Origin of the sequence: Lutibacter profundi (genome assembly GCF_001543325.1) — a bacterium.
Taxonomy (GTDB): domain Bacteria; phylum Bacteroidota; class Bacteroidia; order Flavobacteriales; family Flavobacteriaceae; genus Lutibacter; species Lutibacter profundi.
Genome location: NZ_CP013355.1, coordinates 1,778,965 through 1,794,208, shown reverse-complemented (window position 1 = coordinate 1,794,208; position 15,244 = coordinate 1,778,965). Strand labels below are relative to the sequence as shown.

17 protein-coding genes are annotated in these 15,244 nt (G+C 30.4%); 4 read left to right on the top strand and 13 right to left on the bottom strand.

What is annotated here, in order from left to right; translation table 11 throughout:
* Window positions 1-5: 5 nt before the first annotated feature.
* From Lupro_RS07980 to aspS, 3 genes are all read right to left on the bottom strand, one after another.
* Window positions 6-1,802 (bottom strand): chloride channel protein, encoded by a 1,797-nt coding sequence (locus Lupro_RS07980; protein WP_068208419.1) that lies wholly within the window; start codon window positions 1,800-1,802, stop codon window positions 6-8.
* Between the two features lie 313 nt (window positions 1,803-2,115).
* Complete coding sequence (locus Lupro_RS07970) at window positions 2,116-3,882, bottom strand: APC family permease (RefSeq protein ID WP_068208414.1); 1,767 nt, start codon at window positions 3,880-3,882, stop codon at window positions 2,116-2,118.
* Between the two features lie 15 nt (window positions 3,883-3,897).
* The gene (aspS, locus tag Lupro_RS07965) at window positions 3,898-5,646 is read right to left on the bottom strand and encodes an aspartate--tRNA ligase (protein WP_068208412.1); all 1,749 of its coding nucleotides are present in this window, start codon (window positions 5,644-5,646) and stop codon (window positions 3,898-3,900) included.
* Between the two features lie 292 nt (window positions 5,647-5,938).
* Here aspS and Lupro_RS07960 point away from each other — a divergent pair, with 292 nt between their 5' ends.
* The 3 genes from Lupro_RS07960 to Lupro_RS07950 are packed head-to-tail and all read left to right on the top strand — an operon-like array spanning window position 5,939 to window position 8,431.
* Window positions 5,939-6,298, top strand: a complete 360-nt coding sequence (locus Lupro_RS07960) for a cupin domain-containing protein (RefSeq protein ID WP_068208408.1) — start codon at window positions 5,939-5,941, stop codon at window positions 6,296-6,298.
* Window position 6,299: 1 nt separating this feature from the next.
* The gene (gene rsmI / locus Lupro_RS07955) at window positions 6,300-6,980 is read left to right on the top strand and encodes a 16S rRNA (cytidine(1402)-2'-O)-methyltransferase (protein WP_068208405.1); all 681 of its coding nucleotides are present in this window, start codon (window positions 6,300-6,302) and stop codon (window positions 6,978-6,980) included.
* 2 nt (window positions 6,981-6,982) lie between these two features.
* Window positions 6,983-8,431 (top strand): pyridoxal phosphate-dependent decarboxylase family protein, encoded by a 1,449-nt coding sequence (locus Lupro_RS07950; RefSeq protein ID WP_068208402.1) that lies wholly within the window; start codon window positions 6,983-6,985, stop codon window positions 8,429-8,431.
* Between the two features lie 162 nt (window positions 8,432-8,593).
* Here Lupro_RS07950 and Lupro_RS13705 read toward each other — a convergent pair whose 3' ends face one another.
* The 6 genes from Lupro_RS13705 to Lupro_RS07930 all read right to left on the bottom strand — a co-directional run bounded on the left by Lupro_RS13705 (window position 8,594) and on the right by Lupro_RS07930 (window position 11,905).
* Window positions 8,594-8,692: a hypothetical protein gene (locus Lupro_RS13705; RefSeq protein WP_237049965.1), complete on the bottom strand. Its 99-nt coding sequence runs from the start codon at window positions 8,690-8,692 to the stop codon at window positions 8,594-8,596.
* A 131-nt stretch (window positions 8,693-8,823) separates the two neighbouring features.
* Entirely contained in the window at window positions 8,824-8,994 is a 171-nt protein-coding gene (locus tag Lupro_RS13535) for a hypothetical protein (protein WP_158499556.1), read from the bottom strand.
* A 30-nt stretch (window positions 8,995-9,024) separates the two neighbouring features.
* Window positions 9,025-9,228, bottom strand: a complete 204-nt coding sequence (locus tag Lupro_RS07945) for a hypothetical protein (RefSeq protein ID WP_068208399.1) — start codon at window positions 9,226-9,228, stop codon at window positions 9,025-9,027.
* A 243-nt stretch (window positions 9,229-9,471) separates the two neighbouring features.
* On the bottom strand, window positions 9,472-10,632 hold the full coding sequence (locus Lupro_RS07940) for an iron-containing alcohol dehydrogenase (protein WP_068208396.1): 1,161 nt from the start codon (window positions 10,630-10,632) through the stop codon (window positions 9,472-9,474).
* A gap of 14 nt (window positions 10,633-10,646) precedes the next feature.
* Complete coding sequence (locus Lupro_RS07935) at window positions 10,647-11,279, bottom strand: nitroreductase family protein (RefSeq protein ID WP_068208393.1); 633 nt, start codon at window positions 11,277-11,279, stop codon at window positions 10,647-10,649.
* Window positions 11,280-11,326: 47 nt separating this feature from the next.
* Complete coding sequence (locus Lupro_RS07930; protein ID WP_068208390.1) at window positions 11,327-11,905, bottom strand: TetR/AcrR family transcriptional regulator; 579 nt, start codon at window positions 11,903-11,905, stop codon at window positions 11,327-11,329.
* Window positions 11,906-12,029: 124 nt separating this feature from the next.
* Here Lupro_RS07930 and rlmF point away from each other — a divergent pair, with 124 nt between their 5' ends.
* Window positions 12,030-12,950, top strand: coding sequence for a 23S rRNA (adenine(1618)-N(6))-methyltransferase RlmF (gene rlmF, locus Lupro_RS07925; RefSeq protein ID WP_068208382.1), 921 nt, complete (start codon window positions 12,030-12,032; stop codon window positions 12,948-12,950).
* A 42-nt stretch (window positions 12,951-12,992) separates the two neighbouring features.
* Here the strand turns inward: rlmF and Lupro_RS07920 are convergent, their stop codons facing one another.
* The 4 genes from Lupro_RS07920 to Lupro_RS13845 all read right to left on the bottom strand — a co-directional run bounded on the left by Lupro_RS07920 (window position 12,993) and on the right by Lupro_RS13845 (window position 15,234).
* The gene (locus Lupro_RS07920; protein WP_068208379.1) at window positions 12,993-14,228 is read right to left on the bottom strand and encodes a DEAD/DEAH box helicase; all 1,236 of its coding nucleotides are present in this window, start codon (window positions 14,226-14,228) and stop codon (window positions 12,993-12,995) included.
* 79 nt (window positions 14,229-14,307) lie between these two features.
* Window positions 14,308-14,544, bottom strand: a complete 237-nt coding sequence (locus Lupro_RS07915) for a VF530 family protein (RefSeq protein ID WP_068208377.1) — start codon at window positions 14,542-14,544, stop codon at window positions 14,308-14,310.
* Window positions 14,545-14,555: 11 nt separating this feature from the next.
* Window positions 14,556-15,074, bottom strand: a complete 519-nt coding sequence (locus Lupro_RS07910; protein ID WP_068208373.1) for a TlpA family protein disulfide reductase — start codon at window positions 15,072-15,074, stop codon at window positions 14,556-14,558.
* Window positions 15,075-15,102: 28 nt separating this feature from the next.
* The gene (locus Lupro_RS13845) at window positions 15,103-15,234 is read right to left on the bottom strand and encodes a hypothetical protein (protein WP_257720989.1); all 132 of its coding nucleotides are present in this window, start codon (window positions 15,232-15,234) and stop codon (window positions 15,103-15,105) included.
* Window positions 15,235-15,244: the final 10 nt, after the last annotated feature.

The window sequence follows — 15,244 nt, the reverse complement described above, 5'->3', positions numbered from 1 at the left end:
AAAAGTTATAAATTGGCTGTAACATTAATTAATTTTCTTCTGTAGGCCGTTAGTAAACGAGATTTTGACATAAAACCAAAGTATTTGCCGTTTTTAAGAACTACCAAATTCCAAGCGCCACTCATTTTAAATTTATTTAAAATTTCTTCTGCAGAATCTTTTTCATAATAAATAATATCTGATGCGCTATGCATTAAACTTCTAACCTTCACTTTATCATATAAATCTTTATCAAACATAATAGTTCTAATATCATTTAATGTAAGTATTCCTAAAAATTCATGTGCTTCATTAACTACAGGAAAATGATTACGTGATGATTTTACAACGGCATTATTTACAACTTCTCCTAAGGTCATTTCAGGATATAATAAAACAAAATTAGTTTCAATTAGTTTATCTAAATCTAACATCATTAAAACATTTTTATCTTTATCGTGAGTTATTAATTCTCCTCTTCTAGCTAGTTCAGCAGCATAAATATTATGAGGAACATATATTTTTGTAATTATAAAAGAAATAGAGGCAACAATCATTAAAGGGACAAAAAGTTCATAACCACCTGTGATTTCTGCAATTAAAAAGATGGCTGTTAATGGAGCTTGTAATACTCCAGCCATTAAACCTGCCATGCCAACCATAGCAAAATTGGTTAAAGATAATTGGTGGCTAAAGAAGCTACTATAATTTACAATTACTGCAAATACATATCCCGAAATACTTCCTGTAAAAAGAGTTGGAGCAAAAACACCACCTATACCTCCTGCTCCAAATGTAAAAGACATGGCAACTACTTTGAAAATAATTAGCCCTATAAGCAGTAATATAATAATCCAAATATTACTTATTTCTGTCTGAAAAATATTATTTACAATAACATTTCCAACATTACCCTTTAAAATATTATTGATAGTTTCGTACCCTTCACCAAAAAGAGGAGGTACAAAATAAACCATTATACCTATTAAAAAACCTCCAATTAAAAGCCTTTTATAAGGGCTTTTAAATTGTTTGAACTTATTACCTATAGCGAAATACGTTTTACTAAAATAAATTGAAATTGTAGCGGTTACAACACCTAAAAAAACATAAAACAAAACATCATTTAAAATAAATTTATCTTGTATTTGAAAATGGAGTAGCACATCATCTCCTAAAAAGAAATAAGAAGTTAAAATAGCAGTAATAGATGCTAGTAATAAAGGAATCATTGAAGCTAAAGTTAGCTCTAAACTAAATATTTCAACAGCAAAAACAATGGCAGCAATAGGAGCTTTAAAAATTGATGACATGGCTCCTGCAGCAGCAGCTCCAATTAACAATGTTCGGGTAGTTTGATTTAGATGAAATAATCGTGCAAAATTAGAACCTAATGCGGCTCCAGTAGCTACAGTTGGTCCTTCTAATCCAACGGAACCTCCAAAACCAACGGTTAATGGTGCTGTAATTAAAGATGCCCACATTTGATGCCTAGACATAATTCCTTTTTGTTTGGAAATAGCATATAAAGTTGAAGGAATTCCATGCCCTACCTTTTTCTTTACCAAATACTTAATTACAAATAAAACTACTAATAATCCTATAATTGGAAATATAAAGTAAAAAGCCTGATGAATATCTCTAATAAATTCACCTTCTAATAAACGCTGTATAAAGTGAGTAATATTTTTTAAAACAACAGCCCCTAAACCAGCTAATAAACCTATAACAGCACTAGCAATGTTTGTAAATTGTTTATTAGAAATATGTTGGTATCTCCATTTTAAAAATTTACGAAATAAAATTTTAGGACTAGTTAACATTTTTGTTTTTATAAAAAAGAAAGTGCAAAAGTATCAAAATAAAGACATTAAGTTGATAAATTAGAGCAGTTTTTATTTTTTTTTTACCTTCCTCTAAATGCTTTTTACAACACTTTTCTTTTATTGATTTTTTTACGGTATTTAGTTGAATAGAATCATTCAAAAACATAATTATAAATGGTTGTAGTTTTAAAATTGGATACACATGCATTTAGAATAAAACGTTAACAAATGTACAAATACTTTGAAAATCAGCATGATAAAAAGTCATGAATTTTAATTAAAGTTAAATAGACTGGAAGACAAAGTCTTTTTATATTATTAATCTGACCCCTCCTAATTCTTCAATTTTATAAGGGAATTTATCACTTGGTGACCCAATAAACATAAAGTTAATAGGAATGCCCCACTTTTTTGAAAGTTCTTTAATAAGTTCTGGACTAAATTTTCCTTCAACAACTAAAAATTCAATAGCTATTTCAGGATATTCTCTATCTAGAAAATCTATTTCTTGTGGTAAATTTTCGGGTACTTTTTGTCCTTTTTCTAAAGCTATAACAATTTTAATTTTTTTAGTATGCTCATTTTTTAAGATGTAAAGCATCACTTTATTTAGCGTAGATATTTTATCACCTTTAGTAAAAAATACAAATTCTTGTGAATTTATTTTGTTAATGGTCTTTAATATTTTTTTATCAGTTTTTAAAACAAAATTACGAACAGGATCAAAAATAGTATGCATTACATTTAATAAGAATGTTAGTAAAACAGTTCTATTTAGCATAAAAACAATAAAAAGAATGGTTGGTATAAAGTAGTCGAGGAAGATTGTTAAATTACTTGGTAAACCATCTTTAGGTTTCATAATTATATTCCCAATAAGAGCCAATCCAACAGCGCTAATTGCAATTATAACAGCAAGCCAAGAAGCTTTTTCTGGTCTAGGTAATTTACTTCTTTTAACTTTTAATAAAATATTACCTACTCCAAATAAAACCATCACTGATAAAAATGAAATAGTATAAACACCAGCCAATAATTTTACATTACCATTGGTAATAAGTAATACGGATATGGATAAAAAGAAAAACATTAATATGATTCTGTAAGAGCTCCCTTTTTTATTCTTCTTTAAGAAAAATTGAGGTAAAATTCTATCTAAAGTCATACGTTCTAATAATCCAGACACTCCTACAAAACTTGTAAGAACAGCTCCACTCAAAACTAAAAAAGCATCAATTGATATTAAAACAGCTACCCATTTACCACCAACGTGTTTTCCCATTTCTACCAATAATGTATTTTGATATTCAGGGCTTTGCAGTATAGGAATTGTAAACAAAGCCAATGCAAATATTGCCATAAGCGGATTTATAATGCTTACTATAGACCACATATTTTTTAATGTTTTTGGGAAAACACCTTTTTGTTGCTCTTCAACAAAATTAGCAGAACTTTCAAACCCAGACACGCCTAACATTGAGGCTGCAAAACCAAAAAAGATAGCATTGGAAATACTACCTCCATTTCCTGAAAAGTGCCAATTCTCTAGAAATAATCCAATTCCATTGTTACTTAAATAATAAATAATAAATGCACTTAAAATTACCAATGATGATAAGTGAAATAAGAAAATCCCTATAGCTACCTTGGCAGATTCGGTTATTCCACCAATAGTAAGAGATGCAAATATAGCAAGCAATACAATTGTTGCAATAATTATTGGCATAGATGGAATTAAATGGTGTAAATAGTGAATGGCTTCATTTGCCGAAATTACAGCTGTAGCCATATAGGAAAGTAATGTTAATGCAGCAGCAAAAGACGCCATACCTTTACTTGTAGTATTTAGTAAGGCATTGTATGCTCCTCCATTTAAAGGTAATGCACCAACAACTTCTCCATAAATTTTTCGAAATAAAAACAACACTAATGATACAATAAGTAATGTAATCCAAGCATATTGACCAGCAAATGCTATAGCCAAAGCTGAAACATACAATACAGAAGAACTAATATCATTACCACAAATTGCTGTTGCTGCTAGTTCATTTAATTTTTTATGGACTTTAGTTCCCATAATTAGAAATATTCTTTACAAATTTATTTTCAAATGTAACTCTTTTAATTGTTCATCATCAATTTTTGAAGGAGCATCAATCATAACATCACGACCGCTATTGTTTTTTGGGAAAGCAATAAAATCACGTATGGTTTCTTGTCCGCCTAAAATAGCAACTAACCTATCCAATCCAAATGCTAGTCCGCCGTGTGGAGGCGCACCATATTCAAAAGCATTCATTAAAAATCCAAATTGTTCTTTAGCCTGTTCAGGTGTAAACCCTAAATGATTGAACATTAAAGCTTGTGTTTCTTTATCGTGAATACGTATAGAGCCACCACCAATTTCATTTCCATTCAACACCATATCATACGCATTGGCACGTACTTTCCCAGGGTCAGTATCTAACAAAGCCATATCTTCAGGTTTCGGAGATGTAAACGGATGGTGCATTGCGTGGTAACGTTTTGTTTCTTCATCCCATTCTAACAATGGAAAATCAACCACCCATAATGGTGCAAATTCTTTTGGGTTACGCAATCCTAAACGTTCCGCTAATTCCATACGTAAAGCACTTAATTGTGTGCGAACTTTATCAATATCTCCAGATAAAACACAAATTAAATCACCTGCTTTTGCACCTGTAATTTTAGCCCATTCAGCCAAATCTTCTTGATTGTAAAATTTATCGACCGATGATTTAAAAGTGCCATCTTCATTACAGCGAGCATAAATCATTCCTAAAGCACCAACTTGAGGGCGTTTTATCCATTTAATTAAGTTGTCAATTTCTTTTCTTGTGAATTTATTTCCTCCCGGTACAGCTATTCCAACAACCAATTCAGCATTGTTAAATATACCAAAATCTTTGTGTTGAGTTACTTCGTTTAACTCACCAAACTCCATTCCAAATCTAATATCGGGTTTGTCGTTCCCATATTTTTTCATCGCTTCATCGTAGGTCATTCTTGGAAATTTAGCAACCTCAACACCATTTATTTCTTTCAGTAAATGACGTGTTAAACCTTCAAAAGTATTTAAAATATCTTCTTGCTCAACAAAAGCCATTTCACAGTCAATTTGAGTAAATTCTGGTTGTCTATCAGCACGTAAATCCTCATCTCTAAAACATTTTACAATCTGAAAATATTTATCCATTCCTCCAACCATTAATAATTGCTTGAAAGTTTGAGGAGATTGTGGCAATGCGTAAAACTGTCCCTCATTCATTCTACTTGGCACCACAAAATCACGAGCACCTTCAGGAGTAGATTTAATTAAAACAGGAGTTTCAACTTCAATAAAATCGTTATCAGAAAGGTATTTACGAACTTCAATAGCTACCTTATGCCTAAAAATTAAGTTGTTCTTTACAGGGTTTCTTCGTATATCAAGGTAACGATATTTCATTCTCAATTCGTCACCACCATCAGTTTCATCTTCAATAGTAAAAGGAGGTGTAATAGATTTGTTTAAAACAGTTAGTTCTTTCACTAATATTTCAATCTCACCTGTTTCAATATTTTTATTTTTAGAAATACGTTCAATAACTTCACCTTTAACTTGAATTACAAATTCGCGACCTAAGGTTTTGGCTTTTGCCATCATTTCTTTAGGTGTACGTTCTTCATCAAAAATCAATTGAGTTATACCGTAGCGATCGCGCAAATCAACCCACATCATAAACCCTTTATCTCGTGTTTTTTGTACCCATCCGGTTAAGGTAACTTGCTCACCTATATTTGTCAATCGTAACTCTCCGTTCGTATGTGTTCTATACATTTTTGTTGTTTAAAAATAAAAAGAAAGTGCAAATTTAAGGATTTCCAACATAGATTGTACAGATAAGTGTTTTTTTTTGGGCGTTCCATTTGCAAAAGCAAATGTCAGGCTAACAGCACTCGCTTTTTTATGCCAAAAGAAGCATAAAAAGAGCTCAAACAAATGCTGCTATCCTTAACGCAAAATTCTTTGTATTTTTGTAAAACAAAATGAGCCAAATATAATTTCAAAATCAATTGGAGGTAATAATTGGCAAATTCTATCTTACTAATTAAAACATAAAATTTGGCGAATGAAACCAATTAATATTTCTGAAAAATTCAAACTGTTTAATGAACACTGGACTCCTAAAAAAATTGGAGAATTAAACGGGCAACAGCTATTGTTAGCCAAATTAAAAGGTGAATTTATTTGGCATACTCATGAAAACGAAGATGAACTTTTTCATATTATAAAGGGTCGTTTAATTATTGAATTTAGAGATAAAATAGTGGAGTTAAATGAAGGAGAAATCGTTATTATTCCAAAAGGTGTTGAACATAAACCAATTGCAAAAGAAGAAGTTCACGTTTTATTATTTGAACCTCTAGCCATTAAACACACCGGAAATGTAATCAATAATTTAACCGTTGAAACATTCGAAAACATATAATATGTCAAAACTTTATTTAGTACCAACACCCATTGGAAATTTAGAAGATATTACGTTAAGAGCGATTAAAGTTTTAAAAGAAGTTGATTTAATTTTAGCTGAAGATACGCGTACCAGTGGTAAATTATTAAAACACTTTGAAATTACAACTCATATGCACAGCCACCATATGCACAACGAACATAAAACGGTTGCTAATATTGTACAACGCATTAAAAATGGTGATAATATTGCTTTAATTTCTGATGCTGGTACACCTGCAATCTCCGATCCAGGATTTTTATTAACACGCGCTTGTATAGAAAATGATGTTGAGATTGAATGTTTACCTGGCGCAACAGCTTTTGTTCCCGCACTTGTAAATAGTGGTTTGCCAAACGATAAATTTGTGTTTGAAGGCTTTTTACCTGTAAAGAAAGGACGACAAACACGTTTACTGTTATTAGCTGAAGAAACTAGAACGATGATTTTTTATGAATCTCCTCATAAATTACTAAAAACATTGACTCATTTTGAAGAATATTTTGGAAATAATCGTTTAATTTCAGTTTCAAGAGAGTTAACCAAATTGTACGAAGAAACAATTAGAGGAACTGTTTCAGAAGTTGTTGAGTATTTCACAACAAAACCACCCAAAGGTGAATTTGTTATTGTAGTTAGTGGGAAAAAGCAAAAAGAGTAGTTATGGATAGTTTAGTTAATAAAATTGCTGCTTTAGAAAAAGTTTCTAAAGAATTAAATCCGTCACTTAAAGAACGGGAAAGTATAAATCAAGATGTTCAAGAATTTATCAATAATTTTCTTGAGAACTTAGCAAATTATCCTGCATACGTTAATGAGAATCCAAATATTGAGAAATTATCAATTCAAGAAAACAAGAAAAATTTAAAGGAATTATTGGCTGATTTTAATTCAGAAGTTGTGTTAAAAGGTATCAAGCCTGCATCTGGAAAACATTTAGGTTATGTGCCCGGAGGAGGTATATACGTAGCTGCAATTGGAGATTTTTTAGCAAGTGTTACCAATGAATATGCCGGAATGTATTACGCTTCTCCTGGGGCAGTTACTATTGAAAACGAACTCTTGAATTGGATGAAAAATATTTTTGGGTTTCCAAAAAAAGCTGTCGGTAACCTTACATCAGGTGGCTCAATTGCAAATTTAATAGCTTTAACAGCAGCGAGAGATAAATACCAAATTAAAAATGAAAAAACACAAAAAAGTGTTATTTATTTAAGTCCGCAGGCACATCATTGTATTCATAAAGCACTACGAATTATAGGTTTGGAAGATGTTAATGTTACGTTGCTAGAGCTAGATGCCATTTCAAAAATTGACACAGGTAAACTAGCAACTATAATTAAGGAAGATAAAGAAAAAGGCTTGAACCCTTTTTTAGTAATTGCTTCTGCTGGAACAACAGATACTGGAGCAATTGATCCATTAGAAGAAATAGGTAGTATTGCCAAAAAATTCAATTTATGGTATCATATTGATGCAGCTTATGGTGGATTCTTTATTTTATCAGAAAACAGAAAGCATCTTTTTAAAGGAATTGAAATGGCAGATTCTTTGGTTGTAGACCCACATAAAGGATTATTTTTACCCTATGGTATAGGAGCTGTATTGATAAAAGACAAAGAAGCTGTTTTTCATTCACATCATTATACAGCCGATTATATGCAAGATGCTGTATCAGACACAATGCAAGTAAACCCTTCGGATGTATCGCCTGAATTAACAAAGCACTTTAGAGGTTTAAGAATGTGGTTGCCTTTACAAATACACGGAGTAAAACCTTTTATAGCAAGTATTGAAGAAAAATTATTGCTTACAGAATACTTCAGAAATAAGTTGATTGAAATAGGGTTTGAATTAGGACCAAAACCCGATTTAACAGTGAGTTATTTTTGGTATCCATCAAAAGAAGTTGATGAAAATGAGTTTAATAAAAAACTCATGGAAATTATTCATAATGATGGAGATGTATTTTTAAGCTCTACAAAAATTAAAGGGAAGTTTGTAATAAGAATGGCAATTCTTTCAATAAGAACAAAAACAGCAACTATTGATACAGCAATTGAAATGATTCAAAAATGCTTGAAACAAACTAAAGACGCTTTTTCAATATAAATGATTTGTATATCCGTAAAAACTCATAAATTTATAATGTACGTCATTCTGAACTTGTTTCAGAATCTAATAATGATTGTAAATCAACATAATAAGGTGAGACTCTGAAATAAATTCAGGGTGACGTCTTAACCATCTGACTAAAAACGGATATACATTAAATTATTTTTCAATATCAAATAAATACTCTACAGTAACACTAAAAAAGTGTGCCATTTTTATAGCTAATGTAACAGAAGGATTGAATTTGTTTTTTTCAATTGCATGTATCGTTCGTTTGCCTTGATACTCCTAATTTTTTAGCTCAATCTGCTTGTGTTAAATTGAGCCGAGCTCGTTCTACTTTTACTAGGTTTTTCATTAATAAAGCCTTTTTTTAATGAAAAACACAACTAGATGAAATAGTAAAAATGAGTTATAAAGTAATTTAGTGTTAACTTTAAATCTTTTGTAAAAGAAAATAATAAAATAGAAACTGCTAATCCAATAATCGCTGTCAATTGATAAGATTCTAAACGTAATTTATTGATATAATCGTCTTCAACTTTTTCTTTTGAAAGCATATAAATTAAGATTCCAAGAATCTCTAAAATTTAAAAAAAGTGTGTTAAATTTTCTCCAAAGTATGAAGAAAAGGGTGTTAATTTTTTATGAATGCTAACGATATGGTTTCTACTAGGGCTAACAGAATTATAACCAGATTTAAAACCTTCATTAAAATCATCTCCATCACCTAAAATTGAAAAAATGATAAATACAATTATCCCAAATTTTTTACACCAGTTTGGTAATATCAACGTTTTTAAAATCTATTATTTCCATACAAAAAGTAAATAAAACTTTACATAAAGACAATTAAAATAGATAAATATTTTTATAAAGAGGTTGTCTAAAAAGCAATCATACTTGTCATTTTAAACAAAGTGAAAAATTTCAACATCTTGATATATAAGTGTTTAATTTCAAGGAGATTCTTCATTTACATTCAGAATGACACTTTTTAGACAGCCTCATGTTTTTAAGTGAACATAAGGAATTAATTAATAACTCATTTTTACTATTTTTTCAACATCGTTTGGAGTTACTTTTCCATGTTCACCTAAACCTTTCCAACCACGTTCTTCAAAACGTTTTGAAATTAGTTCTGCTGTTCCCTTATAGTCTTTTGTATATTCTGAAAGTTTGGTTTTAATTCCTAAAGATTGAAAAAAAGCAGTTGTTTTTTCAATACCAGCTTTTGCTTTTTCTTCTGCCGTTCCTTCAGTAACGTTCCAAACTCGTTCGGCATATTGTGCTAGTTTTTCCTTTTTATCTTCAAAATTTAAGGTGTAATGACTTTCAGTTATAATAGCTAAAGTACGAGCATGGTCTATACCATACAAAGCAGTTAATTCATGACCTATCATATGTATTGCCCAATCGGATGGAACGCCTTGTTGAATTAATCCGTTTAAAGCTAAAGTACAACTCCACATAAAGTTTGCTGCAGCATCATAATCCGTTGTGTCTTTCATTATTTTAGGAGCAACTTCAATTAAGGTTTGTAAAATGCTTTCAGCTAAACGATCTTGTAAAAGACCGTTTACAGGATAAGTCATATATTGTTCTAAAACATGGGTGAAAGCATCGGCTAAACCATTTGCAATTTGGCGTTGAGGAATAGATGCAACTACTTGTGGGTCTAAAATTGAAAATTGAGGAAACAATCCCGGACCTCCCATTGCAAATTTTTCTTTGGTTTCTTTACGTGTAATTACTGCCCCCGAATTCATTTCTGAACCTGTTGCAGGTAATGTAAGCACAGTTCCAAAAGGCAATCCTTTAAAAACTCGTTCGTTATTTTTTAAAATATTCCAAGGCTCTTCACCTTTATATAATGCAGCAGCTGCTAAAAATTTAGTTCCATCAATAACAGAGCCTCCTCCTACAGCTAATAAAAAAGTGATGTTTTCTTTTTTTATAATTTTTAAGGCATCCATTAGCACTTCATATTCTGGATTTGCCGGGATTCCTCCAAATTCAATCACTTCAAAATTGGAAAGTGCTTTTATTACTTGATTGTAAATTCCATTTTTTTTAATACTTCCACCGCCATAAAGAAGCAATATTTTAGCATTTTTAGGAGTTTCGTTTGTAAGATTTTCAATTTGGTTTTTCCCAAATAAAATCTTTGTCGGATTTTTAAATTGAAAATTATTCATCGTTTTTTATTTTGTTATTCAATAATAGTTACTAAATCTTTAGTTGATTTTCTCACTTTTTTCAAGTTTACTAACCAATCTGAATCAGCATCTCTATAACCAATTGCAAGCATAACACAGCTTCGTAATCCTTTTTCACGTAGGCCTAAAATTTTGTCAACTTCAGCAGGTTCAAATCCTTCTATTGGCGTAGTATCAACACCTTCATAAGCAGCGGCAATAATTGCAGCTGAAAATGCGATATATGCTTGTTTTGCGGCGTGGTTAAAGTTTTCTTCTGCATCTTTTTGAGGATAGTTGTTTAATAACATTTGGCGATAATTTTCCCAGCCTTCATTTTTAAACCCTCTAATTTCATTGGTTAAATCGAACATTTTATTAATACGGTCTGCAGTGTAAGTATCCCAAGCTGCAAATACTAATAAATGAGAACAATCGGTTATTACAGATTGATTCCAAGCAAAGGGTTTAATTTGTTCTTTAATTTTTTGATTTTTTACAATAATAATTTCAAAGGGTTGCAAACCACTTGAGGTTGGAGCTAAACGTGCAGCTTCAATAATATTGGCAATTTTTTCTTCGGATACTTTTTCTCCGTTCATTGCTTTTGCAGCGTATCTCCAATTTAATTTATCTAATAATTCCATATTTTCTATTTATATTATTTAATCTATTTATTTTTGTTAGTTGTTTTTTAAACTTTTATACTATTCCAAGCAGATTTAAATGCATCATCCAATTTAATTTTATCTAATTTACAGAAATTTCGTTGTTGATTTATCATTAAAAAAGCAAGAGGGTAAATTGTAAAAGCATATAAAATATAAGGAGAAAGAGACTTTATAATTCCTTCTTTTTGTCCACGTTCCCATAAATCTAACAAAGGTTGTAAATGTTTAATACCTTCTTGCCTACTTTGTTCATCAATCATTGGAGTATTATCACATTGAGATAAAAATATAGCTTCTTCAATTTTATTTAATTTAAAATCGGCAATATTATACCAAATTAATTTGAATCCTTTTTCAATAGATAAATTTTCAGAATAATTACTAAATGCATATTCGCTAAATGATTTTTTAACTTCTAAGTATAACTTATTTATTAAATCCTGCTTATTTTCAAAATAAATGTAAATAGTTGCAGGTGACATTTCAGCCATTTTCGCAATTTTAGACATTGGTGCAGCATGAAACCCTTGATTGTTTACCAAATGAAGTGTTGCATTTAATAAAGCAGTACGTTTTTTATCACATTTTTGTCTAATAGCCATTCGTTAAATTTTATTATTGGGCAAAGATATATAAAAATATTTACAAAATGAACATTCATTCGTTTTGCAAATATAAAATTATGTTAAAACTTAAAAAGCGTACTTTTGTTGAAGTATATAAATTATGGAAACTAAAAAAAGAAATAATAAACGTCTTCATCTAAGAAATTATCATAATAAAGGTTATAATTTTACTGAATTATGTGAAGTTTATCCAGAATTAAAAGAGTTTGTTTTTATAAATAATTTTGGAACAGAAACTATAGATTTTGCCAATTATGAAGCTGTAAAAGCCATAAATACAGCCTTACTATTTAAGTATTATAATATTACTTTTTGGGATTTCCCCAGTGATAATTTATGTCCGCCAATTCCGGGTAGAGTAGATTATATTCATTATTTAAATGATTTGTTAAAATCTTCAGGAATTAAAAAAAATATTTCAATTTTAGATATTGGTACTGGAGCAAGTTGTATTTATCCGTTGTTAGGAAATGCTGAATATGGTTGGCAATTTGTTGGAACAGATATTGATAAAAAATCATTGGATAGAGCTAATAAAATCCTAAAAAAGAATGACTTAACTAATTTTATTGAATTAAAACAACAAGCAAACTCATCACAAATACTTAAGGGGATTTTGGATGAAAAAGACAGATTTTCGGCAGTAATGTGTAACCCTCCATTTTATAGGTCTCAGCAAGAGGCTATGGAAGCAAATGCCCGAAAATTAGAAGGTTTAGGAAGTAGAAATGATTCTAAAACACGAAATTTTAGTGGGAAACAGCAGGAATTGTGGTATAAAGGAGGAGAAAAAGCTTTTGTGCATACTTATTTGTACGAAAGTTCCATGTTTAAAACACAATGCTTTTGGTATACTACATTGGTTTCAAAAAAAGAAAATGCACAAAGTATGTATGATTCATTAACAAAGCTGGGGGCAACAGAAATAAAAACCATTCCAATGCATCAAGGAAATAAAATCACACGTGTTATTGCTTGGACTTTTTTGAGCGACAAAGAACAGAAAGAGTGGAATAAGTAAAATAAAACAGCCATCGCTCCCGCACAATTGTATCGTGTGGTTTTAATACCAACGTTTTTTATTCTTTTTAGAAGCAGCAGATTTTCGTCCCTTTTTATGGTTACTTCCTTTTTTTATGTATACTTCTGGTTTTGCTTTCGGATCTAACGGATAAGGGTGTTCTTTTTCAACAGGAATAGTGGTACCTATTAATTTTTCAATGGTTTGAATGTAAGTTCTTTCATCAGCAGCACAAAAAGAATGAGAACTTCCTGTTAAACCAGCTCTACCTGTTCTGCCAATTCTATGAACGTAAATTTCAGGAACATTTGGCATATCAAAATTAATAACAGCATCTAAATTTTGAATATCAATTCCACGAGAAGCAACATCCGTAGCAATTAAAATATTGACTTGTTTATTTTTAAACTTATTTAAAGCATCTTCTCTAGCGCTTTGAGTTTTATCACCGTGAATACTGTTAACTTTATATCCATTTTTACGAAGCATTTTCTCTAATTTATCAACGCCAAATTTGGTACGCCTAAAAATAAGAATATCGCCTTTTATGGTATTACGCAATAGGTGTAAACACAATTCCATTTTTTTAGTTTTAGGAACGTAATACAGCTTTTGATGTACACTTTCTGCGGCTGATGATTTGGGTGTCACATCTATAGTTTCAGGGTTTTTTAAAATGGAATTTGATAATTCAATTATACGACTAGGCATTGTTGCAGAAAACAGTAAAACTTGTTTTTCTTTTGGGCATAATCGTTCAATTTTTTTTACATCATTTATAAAACCCATATCTAACATTAAGTCGGCTTCATCTAAAACCAAGATTTCAACATAATCTAAATTAACAATATCTTGTTTGTGTAAATCTAAGAGTCTTCCAGGTGTTGCAATTAAAATATCAACTCCTTTTTTAAGAGTATCTTTTTGAGGCTCAATAGAAATTCCACCGTAAATAACTGTGGTTCTTAAATTGGTGTATTTACCGTAGGTTTTAAAATTATCTTCAATTTGAATGGCTAATTCACGTGTTGGGCTTACAATTAATGCCCTAATTTTTTTAGCTTTTTTACCCGCATCTTGTTTGTCAAACAACAACTGTAAAATTGGCAATGCAAAAGCTGCTGTTTTACCTGTACCAGTTTGCGCAGATGCAATTACATCCTTTTTATCCAATACCAACGGAATTGTTTGCTCTTGTACGGGAGTAGCTAACTGATATCCCTTTTCTGAAATGGCTCTTAAAATAGGTTTGTTTAACTGTAAGTTTTTAAATTGCATAGATGTTGTTTAAACAATATTTTGCAAAGGTACGCATATTTATAAGCATTTTCTTAGGAATAAGAAGGAGTGTTTAGGTTTATTTCTGAATAGATTTTAAATATAAATTCTCAACTTTGGTTCTAGCCCATGGTGTTTTTCTTAAGAATTTAAGACTTGATTTTATGGTTGGATTATTATTAAAACTGTTAATTTTAATAATAGCACCTAGTTCTTTCCACCCATATTCTGAAACGAGGTATTGTAAAATTTCAGCTAATTTAACACCGTGAAGCGGGTTGTTTGGCTGCTCTTTGTCACTATTTTTTGTCTTCATATAAGTTAAAGTTAACTTTTTTTAAGTGCTAAATCTATAATTTCTACCATGTGTTTAAACTCTTCTACTTCATACAAACGAGAGAGAAAAATAATTTCCCCTTTTTTATCTAAAACAATATTTCTTGTAACTCCTGCATTTGGTAGGGTAAAACTTTCAAAAAGTTTACCTTTAGTATCAATTGCAAAAGGATAGGTAACTTGCATTTGAGTTATAAAGTGTTTTACTTTTTGGGGTTTTTCTTTTAAATCAATTCCAATTAAAATAAAATTTTCATTTTTAAATCGTTGCCAAACCTCTTGTTCTAAATGAGGCATTTCTTTGCGGCATACGCTACACCAAGATGCCGTAAATTGAAGTACTACAACTTTTCCTTTTAAAGTTTTATTGGAAATTACAGTACCATCCATTAAAGAAAACGATAATTTAGGTGCTTGTTCACCAACTTTTACTTTATAACCTCTTGTATTTTCCTGAGCGTACAAAAAAGCAGGTAAAGAGAGTAAAATAATTAGGAGTAATTTTTTCATAAAATAAGTAGTTTCATTTAAAATGGTTTCAACCTTCTTCTTCTAACAGCTTTTTAATATTTTTTACATTGCCGTAAAGTACAATTATTTCTCTTTTATTTAAAATAGTTTTTGAAGTTGCTACTCCTTGTGCTTTTTTAACTTTTCTTTTAATTCTCACTAAATTTTTT

Coding starts and splice junctions, on each gene's coding strand:
- Lupro_RS07980 (WP_068208419.1), bottom strand. CDS start 1,802: ATGTTAACTAGTCCTAAAATTTTATTTCGTAAATTTTTAAAATGGAGA.
- Lupro_RS07970 (WP_068208414.1), bottom strand. CDS start 3,882: ATGGGAACTAAAGTCCATAAAAAATTAAATGAACTAGCAGCAACAGCA.
- aspS (WP_068208412.1), bottom strand. CDS start 5,646: ATGTATAGAACACATACGAACGGAGAGTTACGATTGACAAATATAGGT.
- Lupro_RS07960 (WP_068208408.1), top strand. CDS start 5,939: ATGAAACCAATTAATATTTCTGAAAAATTCAAACTGTTTAATGAACAC.
- rsmI (WP_068208405.1), top strand. CDS start 6,300: ATGTCAAAACTTTATTTAGTACCAACACCCATTGGAAATTTAGAAGAT.
- Lupro_RS07950 (WP_068208402.1), top strand. CDS start 6,983: ATGGATAGTTTAGTTAATAAAATTGCTGCTTTAGAAAAAGTTTCTAAA.
- Lupro_RS13535 (WP_158499556.1), bottom strand. CDS start 8,994: ATGCTTTCAAAAGAAAAAGTTGAAGACGATTATATCAATAAATTACGT.
- Lupro_RS07940 (WP_068208396.1), bottom strand. CDS start 10,632: ATGAATAATTTTCAATTTAAAAATCCGACAAAGATTTTATTTGGGAAA.
- Lupro_RS07935 (WP_068208393.1), bottom strand. CDS start 11,279: ATGGAATTATTAGATAAATTAAATTGGAGATACGCTGCAAAAGCAATG.
- Lupro_RS07930 (WP_068208390.1), bottom strand. CDS start 11,905: ATGGCTATTAGACAAAAATGTGATAAAAAACGTACTGCTTTATTAAAT.
- rlmF (WP_068208382.1), top strand. CDS start 12,030: ATGGAAACTAAAAAAAGAAATAATAAACGTCTTCATCTAAGAAATTAT.
- Lupro_RS07920 (WP_068208379.1), bottom strand. CDS start 14,228: ATGCAATTTAAAAACTTACAGTTAAACAAACCTATTTTAAGAGCCATT.
- Lupro_RS07915 (WP_068208377.1), bottom strand. CDS start 14,544: ATGAAGACAAAAAATAGTGACAAAGAGCAGCCAAACAACCCGCTTCAC.
- Lupro_RS07910 (WP_068208373.1), bottom strand. CDS start 15,074: ATGAAAAAATTACTCCTAATTATTTTACTCTCTTTACCTGCTTTTTTG.